Origin of the sequence: Clostridium sp. BSD9I1, assembly GCF_900185645.1 — a bacterium.
GTDB lineage: Bacteria > Bacillota > Clostridia > Clostridiales > Clostridiaceae > Clostridium_AK.
This window is the reverse complement of sequence record NZ_FYAM01000023.1, coordinates 1,001,849-1,023,635: the sequence shown is the minus strand read 5'-3', so window position 1 is coordinate 1,023,635 and position 21,787 is coordinate 1,001,849. Positions and strand designations below refer to the sequence as shown.

18 protein-coding genes are annotated in these 21,787 nt (G+C 32.0%); 16 read left to right on the top strand and 2 right to left on the bottom strand.

What is annotated here, in order from left to right; all coding sequences use genetic code 11:
* Positions 1 to 6 precede the first annotated feature (6 nt).
* The 6 genes from BSD9I1_RS12555 to BSD9I1_RS12530 all read left to right on the top strand — a co-directional run bounded on the left by BSD9I1_RS12555 (position 7) and on the right by BSD9I1_RS12530 (position 7,430).
* Entirely contained in the window at positions 7 to 789 is a 783-nt protein-coding gene (locus BSD9I1_RS12555) for an ABC transporter permease (protein WP_207653904.1), read from the top strand.
* Positions 790 to 801: 12 nt separating this feature from the next.
* Positions 802 to 1,848 carry an ABC transporter ATP-binding protein gene (locus tag BSD9I1_RS12550; RefSeq protein WP_186430601.1) on the top strand — a complete coding sequence of 349 codons (1,047 nt, stop codon included), beginning with the start codon at positions 802 to 804 and terminating at the stop codon, positions 1,846 to 1,848.
* 13 nt (positions 1,849 to 1,861) lie between these two features.
* Positions 1,862 to 2,926: a PotD/PotF family extracellular solute-binding protein gene (locus tag BSD9I1_RS12545; protein ID WP_186430600.1), complete on the top strand. Its 1,065-nt coding sequence runs from the start codon at positions 1,862 to 1,864 to the stop codon at positions 2,924 to 2,926.
* Positions 2,927 to 2,940: 14 nt separating this feature from the next.
* On the top strand, positions 2,941 to 4,650 hold the full coding sequence (locus tag BSD9I1_RS12540; protein WP_186430599.1) for an adenine deaminase: 1,710 nt from the start codon (positions 2,941 to 2,943) through the stop codon (positions 4,648 to 4,650).
* Between the two features lie 3 nt (positions 4,651 to 4,653).
* Positions 4,654 to 5,388 (top strand): nucleoside phosphorylase, encoded by a 735-nt coding sequence (locus BSD9I1_RS12535; protein ID WP_186430598.1) that lies wholly within the window; start codon positions 4,654 to 4,656, stop codon positions 5,386 to 5,388.
* Between the two features lie 434 nt (positions 5,389 to 5,822).
* Entirely contained in the window at positions 5,823 to 7,430 is a 1,608-nt protein-coding gene (locus BSD9I1_RS12530; RefSeq protein WP_186430597.1) for a CTP synthase, read from the top strand.
* 51 nt (positions 7,431 to 7,481) lie between these two features.
* Here the strand turns inward: BSD9I1_RS12530 and BSD9I1_RS12525 are convergent, their stop codons facing one another.
* A complete protein-coding gene (locus BSD9I1_RS12525) occupies positions 7,482 to 8,207 on the bottom strand; it encodes a DUF1287 domain-containing protein (protein WP_186430596.1) in 726 nt (241 codons plus the stop codon).
* 274 nt (positions 8,208 to 8,481) lie between these two features.
* On the opposite strand from BSD9I1_RS12525, the gene BSD9I1_RS12520 reads away from it, so the two are divergent.
* From BSD9I1_RS12520 to BSD9I1_RS12505, 4 genes are all read left to right on the top strand, one after another.
* Positions 8,482 to 9,471 carry a cell wall-binding repeat-containing protein gene (locus tag BSD9I1_RS12520; protein WP_186430595.1) on the top strand — a complete coding sequence of 330 codons (990 nt, stop codon included), beginning with the start codon at positions 8,482 to 8,484 and terminating at the stop codon, positions 9,469 to 9,471.
* Between the two features lie 149 nt (positions 9,472 to 9,620).
* Positions 9,621 to 11,081, top strand: a complete 1,461-nt coding sequence (locus BSD9I1_RS12515) for a cell wall-binding repeat-containing protein (protein ID WP_186430594.1) — start codon at positions 9,621 to 9,623, stop codon at positions 11,079 to 11,081.
* A 228-nt stretch (positions 11,082 to 11,309) separates the two neighbouring features.
* Positions 11,310 to 12,236, top strand: a complete 927-nt coding sequence (locus BSD9I1_RS12510; RefSeq protein WP_186430593.1) for a radical SAM protein — start codon at positions 11,310 to 11,312, stop codon at positions 12,234 to 12,236.
* Positions 12,237 to 12,249: 13 nt separating this feature from the next.
* Positions 12,250 to 13,122: a pyridoxamine kinase gene (locus tag BSD9I1_RS12505; protein WP_186430592.1), complete on the top strand. Its 873-nt coding sequence runs from the start codon at positions 12,250 to 12,252 to the stop codon at positions 13,120 to 13,122.
* A gap of 67 nt (positions 13,123 to 13,189) precedes the next feature.
* On the opposite strand, the gene BSD9I1_RS12500 is transcribed toward BSD9I1_RS12505, so the two are convergent.
* Positions 13,190 to 14,932, bottom strand: a complete 1,743-nt coding sequence (locus tag BSD9I1_RS12500) for a sigma 54-interacting transcriptional regulator (RefSeq protein ID WP_186430591.1) — start codon at positions 14,930 to 14,932, stop codon at positions 13,190 to 13,192.
* A 299-nt stretch (positions 14,933 to 15,231) separates the two neighbouring features.
* On the opposite strand from BSD9I1_RS12500, the gene BSD9I1_RS12495 reads away from it, so the two are divergent.
* The 6 genes from BSD9I1_RS12495 to BSD9I1_RS12470 all read left to right on the top strand — a co-directional run bounded on the left by BSD9I1_RS12495 (position 15,232) and on the right by BSD9I1_RS12470 (position 21,726).
* Positions 15,232 to 16,515 (top strand): serine dehydratase subunit alpha family protein, encoded by a 1,284-nt coding sequence (locus BSD9I1_RS12495; protein WP_186430590.1) that lies wholly within the window; start codon positions 15,232 to 15,234, stop codon positions 16,513 to 16,515.
* Between the two features lie 102 nt (positions 16,516 to 16,617).
* Positions 16,618 to 17,781, top strand: coding sequence for a M20 family metallopeptidase (locus BSD9I1_RS12490; RefSeq protein ID WP_035309055.1), 1,164 nt, complete (start codon positions 16,618 to 16,620; stop codon positions 17,779 to 17,781).
* A gap of 130 nt (positions 17,782 to 17,911) precedes the next feature.
* Positions 17,912 to 19,081, top strand: coding sequence for an efflux RND transporter periplasmic adaptor subunit (locus tag BSD9I1_RS12485; RefSeq protein WP_186430589.1), 1,170 nt, complete (start codon positions 17,912 to 17,914; stop codon positions 19,079 to 19,081).
* Positions 19,082 to 19,095: 14 nt separating this feature from the next.
* Complete coding sequence (locus BSD9I1_RS12480) at positions 19,096 to 19,788, top strand: ABC transporter ATP-binding protein (RefSeq protein WP_035309367.1); 693 nt, start codon at positions 19,096 to 19,098, stop codon at positions 19,786 to 19,788.
* Positions 19,789 to 19,811: 23 nt separating this feature from the next.
* Positions 19,812 to 21,020, top strand: coding sequence for an ABC transporter permease (locus BSD9I1_RS12475; RefSeq protein ID WP_186430588.1), 1,209 nt, complete (start codon positions 19,812 to 19,814; stop codon positions 21,018 to 21,020).
* Between the two features lie 133 nt (positions 21,021 to 21,153).
* The gene (locus tag BSD9I1_RS12470; RefSeq protein WP_186430587.1) at positions 21,154 to 21,726 is read left to right on the top strand and encodes a hypothetical protein; all 573 of its coding nucleotides are present in this window, start codon (positions 21,154 to 21,156) and stop codon (positions 21,724 to 21,726) included.
* Positions 21,727 to 21,787 lie beyond the last annotated feature (61 nt).

Genomic DNA, 21,787 nt, shown 5'->3' with positions numbered 1-21,787 from the left:
GACAAGGTGAAAAAGAATAAATTTTTGGTGATATTCACTTTAATGGTATATATTTTCTTACTAGGACCACTGCTTATAATAATCGGAGCTTCTTTCAGCAGTGAAAACTTTTTAGCTTTCCCTCCAAAGGGATTTTCTCTTAAATGGTTTGAAAATATATTAAATGTAGAAATGTTTATGGAAACTTTAAAAATTAGTTTGGGAATTGCTTTTTTGGCTACTATGGTAGCACTTATTATGGGAATTCCAGCAGCTTATGCTATAAACAGATATAACTTTAAGGGTAAGAATGTTCTCAATGGAATATTTGTATCACCTGTACTTATACCGGGAATAGTTTTAGGGTTTGCATTATTAAAATTTTTAATGGTAGAAAATGATTTTCCGGTTTATTTAAGCTTGTTTATCGGACATGCTATAATACTTTTTCCCTATGCTATAAGGGTAGTTTCTTCAAGTCTTAGTAATTTTGATTATTCTATAGAGGAAGCAGCTATGAGTTTGGGGTTAAGTAAAGGAAGGACATTCTTCAAGGTGGTACTTCCTAATATTAAATCAGGAGTAATAGCAGCATTTATACTTGCATTTATAAATTCCTTTAATAATGTACCTCTTTCAGTATTTTTATCGGGACCAGGGGTAAGCACATTACCTATACAAATGCTAAGTTATGTAGAGTACAATTATGACCCAACTATTGCAGCGTTATCTGTTGCGCTTATGGTATTTACAATAGTTTTAATGGTAATTGTAGAAAAGACTTTAGGGTTAAGTTATTTTGCTAAATAGGAGTGATAATATATGGCATTACTTGAATTAAGAAATATAACTGCAGGTTATGGCGATAATATGATACTTAAAAACTTTAATTTCCAAGTTGAAAAGGGAGAACTTGTTTCTCTTTTAGGGCCAAGCGGATGCGGAAAAACAACAACTTTAAGACTTGTTCAAGGCTTTTTAAACAGCACAGAAGGGCAATTTATATTTGACGGTGAGGATTATACTAAAGTGCCTGTGCATAAAAGAAACTTTGGATATGTATTTCAAAACTATGCATTGTTTCCTCATTTAAGTATATTTGATAATGTGGCATTTGGATTAAAGCTTAGAAAAGTTGATAATTTAGAAATAAATAAAAGAGTTATGGAAATGCTTGAGGTAGTAGACCTTAAGGGATTTGAAAAGAGATTTCCAGATGAACTTTCAGGAGGACAAAAGCAAAGAGTTGCTTTGGCTAGAGCGCTAGTTATAAGACCAGGCTTATTGCTCTTTGATGAACCTTTAAGCAACTTAGATGCAAAACTTAGGGTGAAAATGAGAGTTGAAATAAGAAAGATTCAGCAAAGACTTGGAATTACTGCAATATATGTAACTCATGACCAGGAAGAATGTTTTTCCATTTCAGACAAGGTTGCAGTAATGAATGGCGGTATAATTGAGCAGTTAGATAATCCAATTAACATATATAATAATCCACTAACTGAATTTACTGCAAAGTTTGTGGGATTTGAAAACTTCATAGACTTAAATCTTATAAGTGAAGAAAATGGTCAAGGAGTTTATAAAGCAAAAAATAGCGGAATATTCTATACAAGCTATGTAAAGGGATCAGATGTAAAAGGGACTATAAGACCGGAAGATATAGAAATTCAAAGATTTGATGGAAGAAATTCAGAAAATACCCTAGAAGGAATTGTTGGGATAAGTACATTCCTAGGAAAGCAAATTCAGTATATAGTAAGCACTAAGCTTGGTGATTATATTGTAAATACAAGTTTTGAAAATAACTTTAAAAATGGTGAAAAGGTAAATATTAAATTTAATAAAGATAAATTAATATTAGTTTAAGGGGGAAAAATCAATGAAAAAATTAAGTATTTTACTTGCATCAGTACTTACTGCAACTACACTTTTAGTAGGTTGTGGATCTAAAGAGGCTTCAACAAATACCAAGGAAGAACCAAAAACACTCACAATCTCCACTTGGGGGTTTAATGAGGATTTATTAAAGAAGAATATATATGAACCATTTGAAAAAAAATACAATGTAAAAATAGTTTTAGAAAAGGGTAACAATGGAGAAAGACTTACAAAACTTAAGCAAAAGAAAGAAGGAATTGATTTAATTTATCTTGCAGATTTGTATTCCATGCAGGGAATAAAAGAAGGATTATTTGAAAAGATAAATACAGCAAATATTCCAAACTTAAACAATGTATATGATTTAGCAAAAGCTCCTCAAGGAGAAGGATATGGACCAGCATACACTATAAATAGTCTTGGAATAGTATATGATCCAGAAGTTATTAAAACTCCTATAACATCCTGGGCAGATCTTTGGAAACCAGAACTTAAAGGAAAAATTGCAATTCCAGATATAACGGTAACTGCAGGACCACTTATGATGATGGTAGCAGGTGATCAAGCTGGAGTAGATATAAAGGGAAATGAAGCTAAAGCTTTTGATAAGATGAAACAGCTTGCTCCAAGTGTTGTTAAATATTATGGAAAATCCTCAGAGCTTGCAAATATGTTTAATCAAGGTGAAATAGCTGTAGCAGTTATTCAAGACTTTGCTTACGGAAATATATTAAAGGCATGCCCAGGAGCTAAATTTGTAACTCCTTCAGAAGGAAGTTATGTAGGGCTTAATACAATAAATGTAGTTAAGGGATCAAAGAACAAAGAGCTTGCTGAAAAGTTTATAGATTTTACATTAAGTGAAGAAGTTCAAACTGCAACTGGTAAAGCTAAAGTAGAAGCGCCATCAAATAAGAATGTAAAATTAACTGAAGAAGAAGCTAAAGGTCAAACTTATGGAGAAGAAATGATTAAAAAGTTAAAGTCTGTAAATTGGCAATATGTAAATGAGGTAAATAAGCAGTGGATAGATACTTGGAATAAGGAAATATCCTCTGGAAAATAAGAAGGGTTAAATATATGATGGATTTAATAATAAAGGATATACAAGTATTTAATGTGTATTCAAAAAAGTTTATAAAGTCTTCAGTTGTTGTAAAGAACGGAAAGTTTTTATACACTACTTTGAAGGATGTAAAGAATATAAGGGCTAATAGTATTATAGAAGGGGAAGGAAAGTATTTAATTCCTTCCCTTATAGATATACATCTTCATATAGAAAGCTCAATGGTAACGCCAGAAGCTTTTTCTCACCAGCTTATCAAAAATGGTGTGACTACAGTGGTTGCAGAACCTCATGAAATAGCTAATGTATTTGGGATTGTTGGAATAAAGGAAATGATAAAAAGGGATGAAAACTGCACTGCTGATATCTTTTATGGAATTCCAAGTTCTGTTCCTTCAACAGAATTAGAAACCTCAGGAGCGGAGATTGGTATAGAAGAATTTGAAGAGCTTATAAAAAATCCTAAGGTAATATGCCTTGGGGAAGTTATGAATTATGTGGAAGTGATTAAAAATCCAGAAAGTAAGATAAACAAGTTTTTAAGTTATATAAAAAACAAATATCCAAAGCTTATTATCGAAGGACACTGCCCAAGGATTGCGGGAGAAGATTTATATAAGTTTATATTTAATGGAGTGGATTCAGATCATACTCAGCATACTCCAGAAACTATGGAAGACAGATTTTTAAATGGTATGTTTGTAGAAATTCAAGATAAGTCATTAACAGAGGAAAATATAAAGTTCATTGAAGAAAATGATATTTATAATAATTTTTGTTTTGTAACAGATGACGTAATGGCAGATAACTTTATAAATGAAGGACATTTAAACAACATCATTAAAAAGGCAATTAAGCTTGGTATGAAACCTGAAAGGGCAATAACTTTTGGTACATTAAACCCAGCTTTGAGAATGGATTTAAAGGACAGAGGAGCCGTTGCCCCAGGTAAAATAGCAGATTTTATAATATTAGATAATGTAGAGAAATTTAATATTAATTCAGTATATAAAAATGGGGAATGTGTTTATGAAGATGGTAAAAAATATGAATATACATCCTCTGAAAATAATTTTCCAAATGACTTTTATAACAGTGTTAAACTTGCAAAGATAAGTAAAGAAGACTTGAAAATAAAGGCAAATATAGAAAATGGAAAAGTTAAGTGCAGAATTATAAATGTAAAAAACGGAAGCACTTTTACAGAAGAGATATTTGATTATTTAGATGTAGTAAATGGATATATAGATTGGGAAAGTTCACCCTATGCTCTTATAGGTGTGTTTGAGAGACATAAGGGTACAGATAATGTAACCTTGGCATTAGCTTCAGGAGATACCATTAAAAGAGGAGCAGTTGCAACAACCTACGCTCATGATCATCATAACTTACTTGTGATAGGAAAAAGCCCAGTAGATATAGTATGTGCTGCAAACTTTATCATAGAAAATCAGGGAGGATACTGTGTTTGTGAAAATGAAAGTATCCTAGCAAGCGTTAAGCTTAATGTGGCAGGAATACTTTCAGAAAAGTCAGTAGAAGAAGTTGGCCTTGAACTTTCAAAGGTAAAAGAAGCTATGAAAGATTTAGGATATAATCATTACAATCCAGTAATGTCCTTTAGTACAAATTCACTTCCTGTAAGTCCTGAGCTTAAAATAACGGATAAGGGACTTGTAAAAGTTAAAGATGCAAAAATAGTAAACTTAATAGTGGAGGAATAATATATGAATTACGATATAACTTTGCAAAAACATATAAGATGTAAACAGGGAGATGTAGCACCTTATGTATTAATTCCAGGAGATCCTGGTAGAGCAAGGAGAATTGCTGAAACCTTTGATGCTGTGGAAAAGATAGCAGAAAATAGGGAATATGTAGTTTATACAGGAGAAAAGGATGGAGTAAGGCTTACTGTGTGTTCTACAGGAATAGGTGGACCTTCAACAGCAATTGCAATGGAGGAACTTGCAAAAATTGGATGCCATACTTTTATTAGAGTAGGCTCCGCTGGAGGGAGAAGAGAAGATTTAAAAATAGGAAGCTCTGTTATAGTAAATGCAGCAGTAAGAGCTGAAGGAACAAGTAAAGTGTACCTTCCAGAAATATACCCTGCAATTGCAAACTTTGATGTAACATTAGCGCTTAGGGAAGCTGCTTGCGAATTAAAGGAAGAAGTTTTTATGGGCACAAGCCTTACGAGAGATGCTTATTATATGCAAGATACTGAATTAAATGAAAAGTTATCAAACACTGATGTTGCAGTATCTGAAATGGAATGTGCTACAGCGTTTATTGTGGGTTCCAAAAGAGGTTATAGGGTGGGTGCTATAGTGGGTACTGATTCTAATATACTTCAAAAAAATCAGCTTACACTAGAAGAAAAGGATAAGCTCTATAATGAAGTTGAAAAGAAAATTATTAAGATAGCAGTTAGAGCTTTAGTAAATCTGGCGAAGTAAGAAGCGGTGCTTTACAATAATATTAAAATATCATTGTAAAGTATTAAAATAAATAAAAAAATCTGCAAAGTATGAAGGAAAAAATTAATTTGTGTAGAATTATATATTCACGAAGATAAAAAATCTTCTTTCCCACAATGCCGGTTAGATGAAAGTCTGCCGGCTACCCCTACTTACTGATAATTTCGATAATGTAATTTATAAAGCATCCCAATATATGGGATGCTTTTCTGTTAGGAGAAAGTAATATTATAAAATGATTCAAAAAGATACCAACGCCAAAAAGCCCTAGCATAGCTAGAGAAAATATGATATGATATTAAGTATGTTTTAAAACATGATATAGATAACCCATTTTACAGGGTAATTTCTATTATAATAACAAAATTGTAGTTTGTCAATAGTCTATGAATATAAAGTAAGGAGGAATTTAAATGAATACTAAATATGTATTTGTAACAGGAGGAGTTGTATCTTCGCTAGGAAAGGGAATAACAGCAGCTTCACTCGGAAGGTTATTGAAGAATAGAGGACTTAAGGTTTCTATACAAAAGCTGGATCCATATTTAAATATAGACCCAGGTACTATGAGCCCATATCAACATGGAGAAGTTTTTGTTACAGATGATGGTGCAGAAACAGATTTAGATTTAGGACATTATGAAAGATTTATAGATGAAAATTTAAGTCAAAATAATAATGTTACAACAGGCAGGGTATATTGGTCCGTTCTACAAAAAGAAAGACGTGGAGATTATTTAGGTGGAACAGTTCAAGTGATTCCTCATATAACCAATGAGCTTAAGGATAGAGTATATAGAATATCTAAAGAAAGAGATGTAGATGTGGTTATAACTGAAATAGGTGGAACTGTTGGAGATATTGAATCATTACCTTTTTTGGAAGCTATAAGACAAATCAAGTACGAAGTTGGACGTAAAAGTGTATGTTTTATTCATGTAACGCTAATACCTTACTTAGGAAAGGCAGGAGAGCTTAAAACTAAGCCAACTCAGCATTCAGTTAAAGAATTAAGGGGCATAGGTATTCAGCCAGATATTCTAGTATGCCGCAGTGAAAAACCACTTTCACAGGATGTAAAAGAAAAAATAGGCTTGTTTTGTAATGTGGATGCTAATGCGGTAATTCAAAATTTAGATGCAGAGCATCTTTATGAAATTCCCATTATGCTGCATAATGAAGGACTAGATACACTGGTTTGTGATAAATTAAACCTAAATTGTACCGAAAATGAGATACATAATGAAGAGTGGTTAAATATGATTAATAAAATCAAGAATTTAAAAGAAAATACAACGATAGCTCTTGTTGGCAAATATGTAGAACTTCATGATGCATATATATCAGTTGTAGAAGCTTTAAGCCATGGAGGCTTTGCTAATAATTCTAAAGTGAATATTAAATGGGTCAATGCAGAAAATGTTACTTTTGAAAATGTAGATAGTTATTTAAAGGATGTAAGTGGAATATTGGTTCCAGGAGGCTTTGGAGATAGGGGAATAGAAGGAAAAATTGAAGCTATAAAGTATGCAAGAATAAATAGGGTGCCATTTTTTGGAATATGCCTTGGAATGCAATGCTCAGTTATAGAATTTTCAAGAAATGTATTAAGATATACAGATGCTAATAGTTCAGAAATATACGAAAATACTACTCATCCAGTAATTGATTTAATGTCAGATCAAAAGGATGTAAACGAAAAGGGTGGAACTATGAGACTTGGATTGTATCCTTGCAAGCTTGAAGAGGAGTCTAATGCATTTAGGGCATATGGTAAATCAGTGATTTATGAAAGACATAGACATAGATATGAATTTAATAATGAGTATAGAAAAATTCTTACGGATGCAGGACTTAAAATTACAGGGGTTAGTCCAGATGAAAAGCTAGTTGAAATTGTAGAAGTTCAAGACCATCCTTGGTTTGTAGCAACTCAATTTCATCCAGAACTTAAATCAAGACCTAATAAGCCTCATCCGTTATTTACAGATTTTATAAAGGCAACATTGAATAATAAATAAATTATTAATTTTAAATGAAAGTCCCTTAAAGGGACTTTCTATATTTGGATGCTAATCATTATTTATATTTTTAGTATATCTGAAGTGGCCAGTTATTTTGGGATACCAATAATCTAAAACATCAGCTTCAGTAGTGTAAGGACTTGAATTATGGATTATAAAGGGTACGCCGTCCTTTCTTCTTTTATCTGAAACTATAGCAATATGCTGAGGATTATCAAAGGTTATAATATCCCCACCCTGCCACTGTTTTAAATTTTCAACATCCCCAGGCTTAAGTTCTATAGTCAAACTTTCAGCATGTCTTGTAAAAAATATATGTAAATTAGGTACGCGCCTAAAATCAATATTAGTGTCTGGCTTTCCCTCTACTCGAGGATATAGGGTTATATTGTTTTTTATATCCTCATCCACCATATCCTTTAAGTTATACCCAGCATTTTTAAGTGCCCTCCATACTACATCGGTGCATACTCCTTCAGTACTTGGAGGATAACCACCTTGATAATAAACACTTTTATATATAGGTTTATTTTTAGCATCAAGTCTTGCGCCTTCTACTATATCTTCTAAATCCAATTTTCCATCATTATCTTTGTCATTATTTACAGACACTTTTTCTACTTTTACAGGCTTTTTAAATAAATATTTGATTTTAGGTATTTGATACTGAGCTATATTGTTTTTAATATCATTATATGAAATGGAATTCTTATAGCAAAAGGTCATAAAAGCACTAATTAATAACAGGAATATAACAAGTAATTTCTTTTTCATACTGGCACCTCCTTTAACTAAATTACGTATATAGTTTTCTAGTTTGCAGTATATATCTCTGTACCCTTTTGGCCATAAAGCTTAATATTTATTTTGACTTATTATCCTGTGAAAGTTGTTTCTCATGAACATTTTACCATATAGTGGTTAGGATACAAAGTCTGAAAATATTCTTGATTTTTTTAAATCCCTTTACAAATACTACAAGGAATTTTATAGTATAAAGAGAATAGATTAAGTAATAGAATAAAATGAGTAAAGGACGGGAATACACATGAATAAAAAGGGAATATGTGCATTAGCTTTAACATTAAGTTTTTCAATATCTTCTATAGTAGCAGCGGCTACTGTAAATACAGAGAGAATTTTTGGCTTAAATAGATACGAGACTTCAGCTGCTATAAGTGAAAAGGGATTTACAAAGGGTAGTGAGGTTGTGTTTATAGTATCAGGAGAGAATTTTCCAGATGCATTATGTACGGCACCTTTAGCTAAAAAGTATAATGCACCAATACTTTTAAGTGGAAAAAATAAGCTTGATCCTAAAGTTACAGAAAGGCTTCAAAGTCTTAATGCTCAAAAGGTTTTTGTAGTAGGGGGAACTGGAGTTATATCTGAGGATGTTGTAGAAGAGATACAGGCTTTAGGAATGTATACTGAAAGAATATATGGACTTAATAGATATGCAACTTCAGCTAAAATAGCAGGAAACATGAGTGCAAGTAATGAGATAGTAGTGACAACGAGTTCTGCTTTTGCAGATGCATTATCCATTGCTCCTATTGCTGCAATGAAATCTATGCCTATACTATTGGTGGACAAGAATGAGATACCTAAGGAAACGGCTGATTTTATTACAAACCATGATATAAGCAAGGTGTACTTAATAGGTGGACCTGGAGTAATAAGTGACAATGTAAAGGGGCAACTGCCTAATGCTACAAGATTATATGGAAATACAAGATATGAAACAAATATAAATGTAATAAATAATTTTAAGGAAGAATTAGAATTATCAAAACTTGTAATTGCTTCAGGAGCAAATTTTCCAGATGCTCTTTCAGGTTCAATACTTGCAGCGGTAAATAAAGCACCATTAATGCTTTTAAGCGAAAAACCAGGCAGTCTTACTGATGAGTTTATTAGTCAGAATAAAGAAAATATAAAAGATACTCTTGTATTAGGTGGAACTGCTGTATTAAGCCAAAATGCCCTTGATTATGTATGGGGTGATAAAGAAAGACCAATGGAAGAAGTAAAGTAGTGTAGACAAAAAACTTATATATTTATATAAATATATAAGTTTTTTATTAGGATATAAATTAATTTGATGAAATTTGTTTGGTATATTTAAAGACAAACTGGACATAAATTCATATAAATACTACTGAAAAAAATTTAGGGGGAATCTATATGAATAAAAAAGCAATATGTACATTAACTTTAGCCTTAAGCCTTTCTTTGACCTCAGCAGTTTTAGCTTCAAATGTTAATAAGGAAAGAATTTTTGGATCGGATAGATATGAGACTTCAGCAAAGATATGCGATAGCGAATTTGCAAATAATGCTGAGGTTGCATTTATGGTATCAGGAGAAAATTTCCCAGATGCACTTTGTACTTCTCCTTTAGCAAAGAAGTATAATGCACCGATATTACTTACAAGTAAGAATGAGTTAAATTCTAATGTTAAAGAAAGGCTTATTAAGCTAAACGTAAAAAAGGTGTTTATAATAGGTGGAAATGGGTCTGTTAGCAAAAATGTAGAGGATGAAATAAAGGCTTTAAACATAGAAGTAGAAAGAATTAGTGGAACAACTAGGTATGGAACCTCAGTAAAAATAGCAGAAAAAATGGATGAAAGCTATGAAGTAGTAGTTACAACCAGTTCGTTATTTGCAGATGCATTATCTATAGCTCCTATTGCAGCTATGAAATCAATGCCTATACTTTTAGTAAATAAAAATAATATTCCTAAGGAAACAGAGGAATTCATAAAAAATCATAATGTAGATAAGGTATACTTAATAGGTGGTCCTGGTGTAATAACGGATGCTGTTAAAAATAAACTTCCAAATGTAGAAAGATTATATGGGAATACTAGATATGAAACCAATATAAATATAATAAATCACTTTAGAGATGAACTAGATTTATCTAAATCTATATTGGCTTCAGGAGAAAATTTTCCAGATGCCCTTTCAGGTTCAATGCTTGCAGCTATAAATAAAACTCCATTAGTACTTTTAAATGATAATCCAGGCAAAGCCACAGATGATTTTTTAAAGGGAAATAATGATGGATTAAAAGAAATAACTATATTAGGCGGACTAAGCGGTGTAAGTGAAGATGCATATAGCTATGCCATAGGGGAAAAAGCAAGACCACAAGAAATATTAGCTTCTTTAAGTGAAAGTGAAATAAAAAATTATGTGGAAAATGGATGGAACTTTATAATAAAGTCTGCAGTGGGGCTCAATAAGGATATTTTAAAGCATGATGACGAAGTAATAATAAATGATACTTACTACCATGAACTTAAAGATGAGTATTCAACTAGAGAAGGGCTTTTAAGTTTACTCAATAAGAACTTTTCCAAGGAATATAGCAGTAAGTTGATAAATAGTTTGTACTATGAAAAAGTTAATGGCAAGTATTATATAGTAATTGGGGAGCCGGGCATGGCTTTTCAACTTTCAAAATCCAAAATAATTGATAAAAAAGTACAAGGTAATAAATTATATATTACTTGGTCAGGTTACTCAGAGTATGATGAACAGTATCCATCTACAAAAGCAGTGCTTAAATTTGAAAATGGTAAGGTTGTGGTGGATTACTATGAGGAGTTATCAGAAGTTGGCGGTGTAGCTAGATAATAATGAAACTTTAAGGATGCACCGATTAAATTTAATTTAAAATATGTTTAACTTAAATTCCTATAAATAAAACACTTTTTAAAAAACAACAAGAATATTTTGTTATTCTTGTTGTTTTTTATGCCATTATAAGTATCGGTACAATTGCCATATTTATAGAAATATGAAATAATAAAATATAAATTACTTTAATATAAAACTAATTCATGAAACATGGGGGTTAAATTAATGAAAGAATATAAATATATATTTGGACCTATACCATCTAGAAGAATGGGATTATCCTTAGGAGTAAGTCCTATACCTAAAAAAACTTGCAACTATTCCTGTATATATTGTCAATTAGGTAGAACGGATAAAATGACCAATGAAAGACGCGAATATTTCCCTCTTGAAGGTATAGTAGAAGAATTTAAAGAGTACATAAAAAACAATGATAATTTTGATGTGGTAACAGTGGTAGGAGAAGGAGAACCTACTCTTTATTCAAGACTTGGAGAGCTTATTGATAAGCTTAAAGCCTTAACTGAGAAACCTGTAGCAGTTATTGCAAATGGAGGACTTTTTGACTTGGAAGAGGTTAGACTAGACTTAATGAAAGCAGATATAGTACTTCCTACCTTTGATGCGTGCGACGAGGAAGAATTTATAAAGGTAAATAGGCCAATTAAAAAAATTAACTTTAAAAATATATATGAGGGATTGGCTAAATTTTGCAGAGAATATAAGGGACAATTGTGGGTAGAAGTTATGCTCGTGAAGGGATTTAATGATAGTGAAGAAAGTCTTAAAAAATTAAGAGAGCTTTTAAAAGGTTTAAGGTATGATAGATTATATATAAACACCCCTGTAAGACCTCCAGCAGAAGGATATGCAGGTCAAGTATCTAAGGATACAATGATAAAAGCTTCAGAGATACTTGAAGGAATTGCGATAGATACCTTAACTGAAGGAAGTTTTTATAGTGAAGAAAAGGATAGTTATAAGGCTATACTTGATATAATAAAAAGACATCCAATGAATCAGCATGAGATTATTAGCTTTTTAACTGATAGAAATGCTGAAAATATAGATGATATAGTAAAAGGATTAGAAGAAGATAGTAAGGTAGAAGTAGTTAATTATAAGGGTTATAAAACTTTTAGATTAATATAAAGGACGGGATACTATGGAAAAACATATTAAAAGGGTAGCAGCTATTCATGATATGTCTGGTTTTGGTAAGACCTCTCTTACAGCAATAATACCTATATTGTCTACTATGAGAATTCAAGTATGTCCCCTTCCTACAGCTATATTGTCTACCCATACTGGAGGATTTGATAATTATACTTTTGTAGATTTAACAGATACCATGGAGGCATATATAAAACACTGGAAGGATTTAAATTTAGAATTTGACTCAATATACAGTGGGTTTTTAGGCTCTAATAGGCAAATAGAAATTGTAGAAGGTTTTATAGACAAATTTAAGAAACAGGATACATTAGTAGTAGTCGACCCAGTACTTGCGGACAATGGAGAATTGTACAGCACCATGAATGATGAAATGGTAAAAAACATGAGACAACTTATTAAAAAAGCACAAATAATAACTCCCAATTTTACTGAAATGGCGCTGCTTTTAGACAAGGAGTATAATAGAAATATAAGTACAGAAGAACTAAAGTTATGGTTAAAAGAATTGTCTGATATGGGTCCGGAAGTAGTTATAGGAACAAGTATGCCTGAAGATAAGGATGAAAAGTTCACAAGTGTAATTGCTTATGACAAAAGGCATGATAAGTATTGGAAAGTTAGCTGTGCTTTTATACCTGCACATTATCCAGGAACAGGAGATATATTTAGTAGTGTTATAGTAGGAAGTCTTTTAAATGGAGAAAGCATTCCTGTAGCCATAGATAGGGCGGTTCAATTTGTAAATTCGGCAATAAAGGCAAGTTATGGATTTGATTATCCAGAAAGAGAAGGAGTACTTCTAGAAAACGTACTTAATAATCTTAATATGCCAGTATATATGAATAGTTATCAATTACTGTAGTAAGAAAGCAGGTAATAATATTAAGGGGGAAATTCAGAGTAAATTGAATTTCTCCCTTAACTATTATTTATTGGCCATTAATTATTCTATAAAGTGTTGCCATACTTATGCCTAAGGCTTTTGCAGCGGCTTTTTTCCCGTTTAGGTCATTTCCGTAAATATTTAGGGCATTTAAAACCAATGCCTTTTGATAGTCCTTCACCATATGGTTTAAATCCATGGAAGATTCAGCAGTTTTTATGTTCCCATTTTTGAGTTTTGCGCCCAACACATCTAAAGATATATTACTATCGGTGGCAAAATTAACTCCATATTCTATGAGATTTTTAAGCTCTCGTATATTTCCTGGGAAAGAGTATGAAAGTAGGGCTTTCTCGCATTCGTTTGTAAAGCCTTTAATATCTTTTTCATAAATGGTACAAAACTTCTTTAAAAAGTATCTAGCCAAAAGTATTATATCGTAACCTCTTTCACGTAGGGGAGGTATTCTTATAGGAATTACATTTATTCTATAAAATAAATCTTCTCTAAAGATATCTTCGCTTACCAACTTATGTAAGTCCTTATTTGTGGCAGATATTATCCTTGGATTTACTTTTATAGTCTTAAGACCGCCAACTCTCATTATTTCCTTTTCTTCAAGTACTCTCAAAAGCTTTACTTGAGAATCTTGAGGAAGATCGCCAAGCTCGTCTAGAAATACTGTGCCATTTTTAGCTATTTCAAACTTTCCCAGCTTTCCTTGAAGATTTCCGCCAGTAAATGAGCCTTTTTCATATCCAAAAAGTTCACTTTCAATTAAAGATTCAGGAATTGCTCCACAATTTATAGGCATAAATATATCTTCACGACGTTTACTAGAGCAGTGAATAGCTCTTGCAAAAACTTCTTTTCCAGTACCACTTTCTCCTAAAAGAAGTACGGATACATCACTTTCGGCAACTTGCATAGCTTGAAGCTTTGCTTTAAGTAGGATTTCGCTTTCTCCAAGTATATCTTCAAAGGTAGTTATATTTGGGTTTTCAGTTACTTTAAAAACGGATTTCTGCATTTTATTAAAGTCTGAAAATAACAATACGGCTCCTTCACGTTTATCTTTTACAAGTATAGGAGAAGAGTTTATTATAAAGTAATTTTTGCCTATAGATAATGGGCCTATTTCACCATTAAAATTTATTTCTTTTAAACTTTTTATGGCGCTTTTAGAGAGTAAAGAGGTTATGTCGGATGAATTTTTTAAGGTATCTAAGTACTTTTCTTTCAGGTATTTATTTACCGTTATTATTTGCCCATCATTGTTTATAGTGATAACCCCTTCGTTTTTTATAGAATCTATTAAAGTATTGAATTCAGATAACTTATATTCAGCCATACTTCCTAAAAGTCTTTCGTGTATTTTAGAGGCTATTAGATTGCTAAGTCTATTTTCAAAGGCTTCATAATCATCTTTTTTATCTACAAATAGACCTTTTATATCGTGGTTGAAAATACTCATTCCCAGTATCCCAACTATATTTTCATCAACTACTATAGGCATGCAGAGTTCAGCTTGTTCTTTGCAGGTACCCTGAGCATAGCACCCTTGGCATAAGGAATCTTTAGTAGGGTCTGTAATAAAAAAGTTCTTTCCTGTTTCAAGAGATTTATGGTAAACAGAATTTTGGGGAATAAATCCACCTATTTTTTCTTTAAATTCCCCTGTTCCGCATATTCTTTGAAGATTTTTATCTACAATTGTTATATCTATTCCAGTTATGGCTTTAGTGGTTTCGCAAATTTCTTGCAGATCCTTTTGAAAGGTATTTAACATAATATATCTCCTCTTTATTTTACTCCAAGTATAATTAAAATATCGAAAAAAATTTACTAAACTATAATAGAACTATGTTATCAGAAATGATAATATAGTTCTCATTTCTGATAATACCTTAAATAAGGAATAAACACAAGTGTTTATACGTTTACATACTTATGTTTATCAAATATGAGAATTATAAAAAGAAAATTTAAAATAAAGTATAATAAGAGGGCACTTTAGCTATTGGCATGGTTATTGCTTATAAATATTGATAAGAATAAATAGTGATAGAAATAAAGGGAGGAAATTTTATGAATGAGGAATTATTATTAAATATATTAAAAAATCAAGTAACACCAGCTCTAGGATGTACAGAACCAGGAGCGGTGGCTTATGCGGTGGCAGTAGCTAAAGAAGCACTTCACGAGGAAGTTAAATCTTTAGAAATTATAGTAGATAAAAATATATTAAAAAATGGTATGGAAGTTGGAATACCGGGAACGAAGGAAAAGGGAATTATATTTGCGGCAGCACTTTCACTAGTAATGGGAAAATCCGAATATAAATTGGAGGCGCTTAAAGGAATATCTGAGGAAGATATACAAAAAGCATTTAAGATAGTTAATGAAAAGGTAATAAAATTAAATCTTAAAGATGATATTTCAGGATTATATATAGAAGTTATAGCAAAGGGAATAGGAAATATATCTATATCAAAGATTAGAAATACTCATTTGAATTTAGTAAGTGTATCAAGAAATGAAGAGATATTATTTGAAAAAGAAGAAGTTTTATCTGATAATGAAGAAAAGAAGGAAGATACTTCAAATTTAAGAGATAGGATAAGAGAATTTACAATTTCAGATTTGATTATGTTTGTTAATGAAATAGATTATGAAAAAATAAAATTTATAGATGATGGAATTCAAATGAACATGGCAATGGGGAATGTTGGACTTAAAGGAGAAAGTGGAATTGGTATTGCAAAGTTTTATAGTAAATTAGAAGGAGTAGAAAATAAGGCAAAGGCACTAACAGCAGCGGCATCTGAAGCTAGAATGTCTGGATATCCACTTCCTGTAATGAGTAGTGCAGGCTCAGGAAATCACGGACTTGTAGCAATACTTCCAATTGCATTTATAGGGCAGGAAAAAGGAATAGAAGAAGAGAAAATAATAAGAGCAGTTGCATTAAGTCATTTAGTTACTATATTTGTAAAAAGCTATACAGGTTCTTTAACTCCAGTATGCGGATGTGGAGTAGCAGCAGGTGTAGGATCTAGTGCTGGACTTACTTATCTTTTAGGAGGTAACACAAGACAAATAGAGGGTGCTATAAGTAACATGATTGCAGGTCTTACAGGAATGATATGTGATGGAGCAAAGATAGGGTGTGCTTATAAGCTTGCTATATCCGTAGCTTCTGCCTTAGATGCTAGCGAACTTGCCCTTAATGATGTAGTTATACCGTCAAATAATGGTATATTAGATGAATCAGTAGAAAAAACCATACAAAATTTAGGCAGGGTTTCTAATGAAGGTATGGATCATACTGATAGTGTTATATTAGATGTTATGGTTAAAAAGTGCATTTAATAATAAAAAATATATAAATAATCCAATATGATGGATAAATTAATCCCTACATTTAATATAAATAAAGAGTAGGGATTTTATTTATTGGAAGGGAGATTTTTTATGGATATTAAAGCGTTATCAGAGAAGTATAATGATTATATTATAAGCATGAGAAGAGAATTTCACCAGCATCCAGAATTAAGCTGGGAGGAAGAATGGACAACTGATAAAATTGAAAAAGAATTAAGGAATATTGGATTGAAAACTGAAAGGTTTGAGGGTAAGACTGGAGTAGTGGCGTACTTAGAAGGTGGGAAATCTGGAAAAACCATAGCTCTAAGAGCAGATATAGATGCACTTCCCATAGAAGAACATACAGAGTTACCTTTTAAATCTACTAACAAAAATATGCATGCTTGCGGTCATGATTGTCATACTGCCATGCTTTTAGGAGCTGTAAAAATACTTGCGGAAATTAAAGAAGAGTTAAATGGAAATATAAAGTTTATATTTCAAGCAGCAGAAGAAACCTGCCATGCAGCAGAGTACTATGTAGAGCAGGGAATTCTTGAAGGAGTGGATGCTATATTTGGAATGCACATATGGGGGACATTAGATGCGCCTAAGATAAACTTTGAGCCAGGTGGACGCATGGCTTCCTGTGATAACTTTAAAATAACTGTAAGGGGGAAGGCAGCCCATGGTTCTGCACCACATTTAGGGGAAGATGCAGTAGTTGCAGCAGCTTCAATAATAATGAATCTTCAAACTTATGTGAGCAGAAAAAACAATCCATTGAATCCTCTTGTTATAAGTATAGGAACTATACATGGTGGAAATAGATTTAATATAATTGCAGATAAAGTTGAAATGGAAGGAACTATAAGAACTTTTTCAAAGGAGCTTAGAGGATATTTAGAAAAGGACTTAAGAAATATAATAGAAAACACAGCTAAGGCCTTAAATGCAGAAGTGGAATTTGAATATTCATATTATCCATCCCCAGTGATAAATGATGAAAAACTTGCTGAAATAGCAAAGAAAGCATCAATAAAATTATATGGAGAAGAAAGCTTAGTTTCAATGGATAGACTTATGGGGTCAGAAGATTTTGCATACTTCATGGATGTAGTTCCTGGAGTATATGGATTTTTAGGATGTAAAAACGAAGCTATAGGAGCAATATATTCTAACCATAGTGATAAATTTACGGTAGATGAAGATGTTTTAAAAAGAGGAGCAGCACTGTATGCACAGTTTGCAGTGGACTTCTTAGAAGATTGATTTTTAGCTTTAAACTATTACCTAAAAAGTTGCTTTGCAACTTTTTTTTATTGGTATTAATTTTATTATTATTTCAAATACTATATTATAAAATTTTCAAAATGCAGAGTTGATATAGGAGAGAAATAATATGAAAAAGAAAACTGCAATTATTTTATTAATTATAGGAATTTTATTAGTTGGCGGAATATATTTTCAAGGACAGAGAATTGCAAAATCAAAGATTAAGGAAGTGAAAGTGGCTACAATAAGTCGGGGAGATATAAAGTCTTATTTGTCAACTACTGCAGTAATTAAATCAAAAGAAAGCAAGGATTATTATGCAGCTCAACTTAAAATAAATAAAGTTTATGTTAAAGTAGGGAGCGATTTAAAAAAGGGAGATAAAATTTTAGATTATGATATAACAGACATAAATGCGCAAGTTAGGCAGGCACAAATTCAATATGACAATGCTATTTTGCAAAAGAGAGATGCAGTTAATCAAAGAGAGATGGTGGAGAGCAAGCGTAAAGATATAGAAGTGGAAATTGAAAGACTAGAGGAAAGTAAAAATCCACAGGATCAAATCACTTTAGGAACACTTAAGCAGCAAAGGGATTCTTTTAAAAGCATATCTGATGAGCAGCTTCAGCTTTTAGATAACTCAGTTGCATTAGCTAAAACTGCACTTAATACAGCATATAGTAAGCTAAGCATTGCTTCAGAAGGAATAATAGCTGATTTTGATGGGGTTATAACTTCATTAAATGCATCACAAGGTTCCATGGGGAATCCAACACAACCTGCAGCAGCTCTTGAGAATATAAAATCACTAAAGGCAGTGGTTTCTTTAGGGAAATACGATGTACTCAAGGTTAAGTTGGGTCAAGGTGCAATAATTAAAAATGGAGATAAAATATATGAGGGTAAGGTTTCTTTTATAAGTCCTTCAGCAAGCAAGGGGCAAAATGTTATGGGGGTAGGCGTAGTAGATGCAGTGGATAAAACTTTGGATTGTGATATAGATATTCTAGGAAATCCACAAGATTTAAAGATAGATTTTGATGCAGATGTAGATATACTGCTTGGAGAAGTAAAAAAGGTATTAAAGATACCAACAGAGGCTATAAGAACAGATAAAAGTGGGAAAAACTTTGTGTATGTAGTTGAAAATGAAGTGTTAAGTGAAAAGGAAGTAGTACTAGGGCTTCAGTCAGATATGGAAGCTGAAATAAAATCAGGATTAGCTCAAGGGGAAAAGGTTGTATTAAATCCATCTGGAAATTTTAAAACTGGAACTAAGGTTAGGGTAGTATAAGGAGAAACGATATGATAATTGAAGTAAAGGATGTCTATAAAACCTATGATACAGGAGCGCTTAAATTTACAGCTTTAAAGGGAATAAATTTAAGTATAGATAAGGGAGAATTTACATCCATTATGGGGCCTTCGGGTTCTGGTAAGTCCACTTTTATGAATATTTTAGGGTGCCTTGATAAAATGGATAGTGGTATGTATATATTAAATAATAAAAATATATCTGATTTAGAAGATAATGAACTTGCTAAAATAAGAAATACAGAAATAGGATTTGTGTTTCAGGCCTTTAATCTTCTTCCGCGTATGACAATACTTGAAAATGTAGAACTACCAATGGTGTATGCAGGAATTTCTAAAAAAGAAAGAATAGAAAAGGCACTTGATGCATTAGAAAGGGTTGGACTATCTGATAGAATTACACATAAACCTACTGAAATATCAGGAGGGCAAAAGCAAAGAGTGGCAATAGCAAGGGCAATAGTTAATAATCCTTCTGTTATTATGGCAGATGAACCTACGGGGAATTTAGATAGCAAGTCTACCTTTGAGATACTCAAAATATTTCAAGATTTAAACAATGAAGGGTCTACCATAATAATGGTCACCCATGAGCCAGATGTAGCTAAATATACAAAAAGAATTGTAAGATTTAGAGATGGGGAAATAGTATCTGATGAAGCTGTAAAAAATAGGCTTATAGTGTGAGCGTCATTTGAGGAGAGAATAAAATGAGTTTTTTTGAAAACTTTAAAATAGCTTTGGATAGCATAAGGGCTAATAAGTTAAGGTCACTTTTAACAATGCTCGGTATAATAATTGGTATAAGTTCCGTAATTACAATAGTTTCTTTAGGGCAGGGTGGTCAAAGTACCATTACAGGAGAATTTGAAAAGATAGGTTCTACATCTGTAAGCATAAGAGTTGATGTTCAAAAGGCAAATAAAAGTGATTATATAACTATGGAAGACATAGATCAAATCAGAGATAAAATATCTTCTGTAAAATATATAACTCCTACATTACAAAAGCAGGGAGTAATAACATCAGATAAAGAGTCTAAGAGGGCATATATTACCGGAGGCAATGAAGAATTACAGTATGTTAGAAACTTAGAAATAGTATATGGTAGGTTTTTTAGTGAAAGAGAGCACATAGAAGGAAAGTCTGTAATCGTAGTAGATGAAATAGCGGCTAGAAAGCTTTTTGGATATGAAGATGTGGTTGGCAAAACAATAAAGGTTGGCCCTAAAAATTCTCCTAAGCAAGCTTTAATCATAGGGGTTATAAAAAGTGAAATGGAGATGTTTGGAGGAGATGATGAAAATATACCTGCTATGGTTATGGCACCAGTAACACTTGTACAAGAATTGTATGGAAGTGATAATTTAATAGATTCAATACTTATAAGTGCAACTTCTAAGGAGCTAAGCGAAACAGCTGGAAATAGTGCTCTAAATATGCTTGAAAGCAGACATAATAATAAAGGAAGAGACATATATAAAGCAGAAGCACTTATGAAACAATTAGAACAAATAAATAAGGTAATAGGAATATTTACTGCATTTATAGGTGCGGTAGCTGCTATTTCTCTCATGGTTGGAGGTATAGGCGTTATGAATATTATGCTTGTATCAGTTACTGAAAGAACTAGAGAAATAGGTATAAGGAAGGCAATAGGTGCAACCACAGGTACAATCTTGCTTCAATTCTTAACAGAATCTGTGATAATTTCAGTTGTGGGAGGAATAATAGGAATGCTTTTGGGCGTAATAGGTGCAAATATAATAGGTTCCTTTGCAAATATCGTACCGGAAGTATCCTGGGTAGTTGTAGCTAGTACAATATTGTTTTCTTCGGCAGTGGGTATTTTTTTTGGAATATACCCTGCAAAAAAAGCAGCCCAAATGGATCCTATAGATGCATTGAGATATGAGTAAAATGGAAATTATTTACTGAATTTATATCGCCTTTTTTCCCAATACTAATAAAGAACATACCATAAAATCAAAGTATGTAAACTTATAATAACATGAAAGAGTTTTACAAATGACACGGAAAGGAGAATGTATTATGTTGAAATCTAAGAAGTTTATAGTTGCATTAACTATTGCAGCATCTATGATGCCTTCAGCCGTTTTGGCTAAACAAACACCTTCAAATGAACAAAAGTCACCCAATAATATAATAGAAAGCCAAAAGGAAGATAAGAAACAAGATAAGAAAGAAGATTTTGAAAAGAGAGAAGAAAAAATAAACAAAAGCTTAGAAAAACAATCTAAGCTTGTAGAAAAAGCAGATGAAATAGTTCCAGGGACAAAGGCACAATGGGATAAGACTATAAAGGAAAGAAAAGAATTAATGGAGCAATTTAAGCCGTTAATTAAAAAGCACAAGGAAGGAAATATGGTAAAAGATAATGCAGAAAATAAAAAAGACTGCAAAGAAGAAAATAAAGAAAAACGAGAAGAAATGAAAAAAGAGCATGATAAGATGAGAGAAGAAAAGAAAGCTATGTGGAAAGACTTTGAAAAGGCTGTGGATTCAAAGGATGAAAAACAAGTAAAATCTAGTTTTGATAAAATAATTAATTCAATGGAGCAATCCAATAGTAGATTAAAATCAAAAATTGAAAAACTATCATAATTCCTAAGTGGCTGTCTCAAAATTTTATTTTGAGACAGCCACTTTATTTCAGAAAAAATTA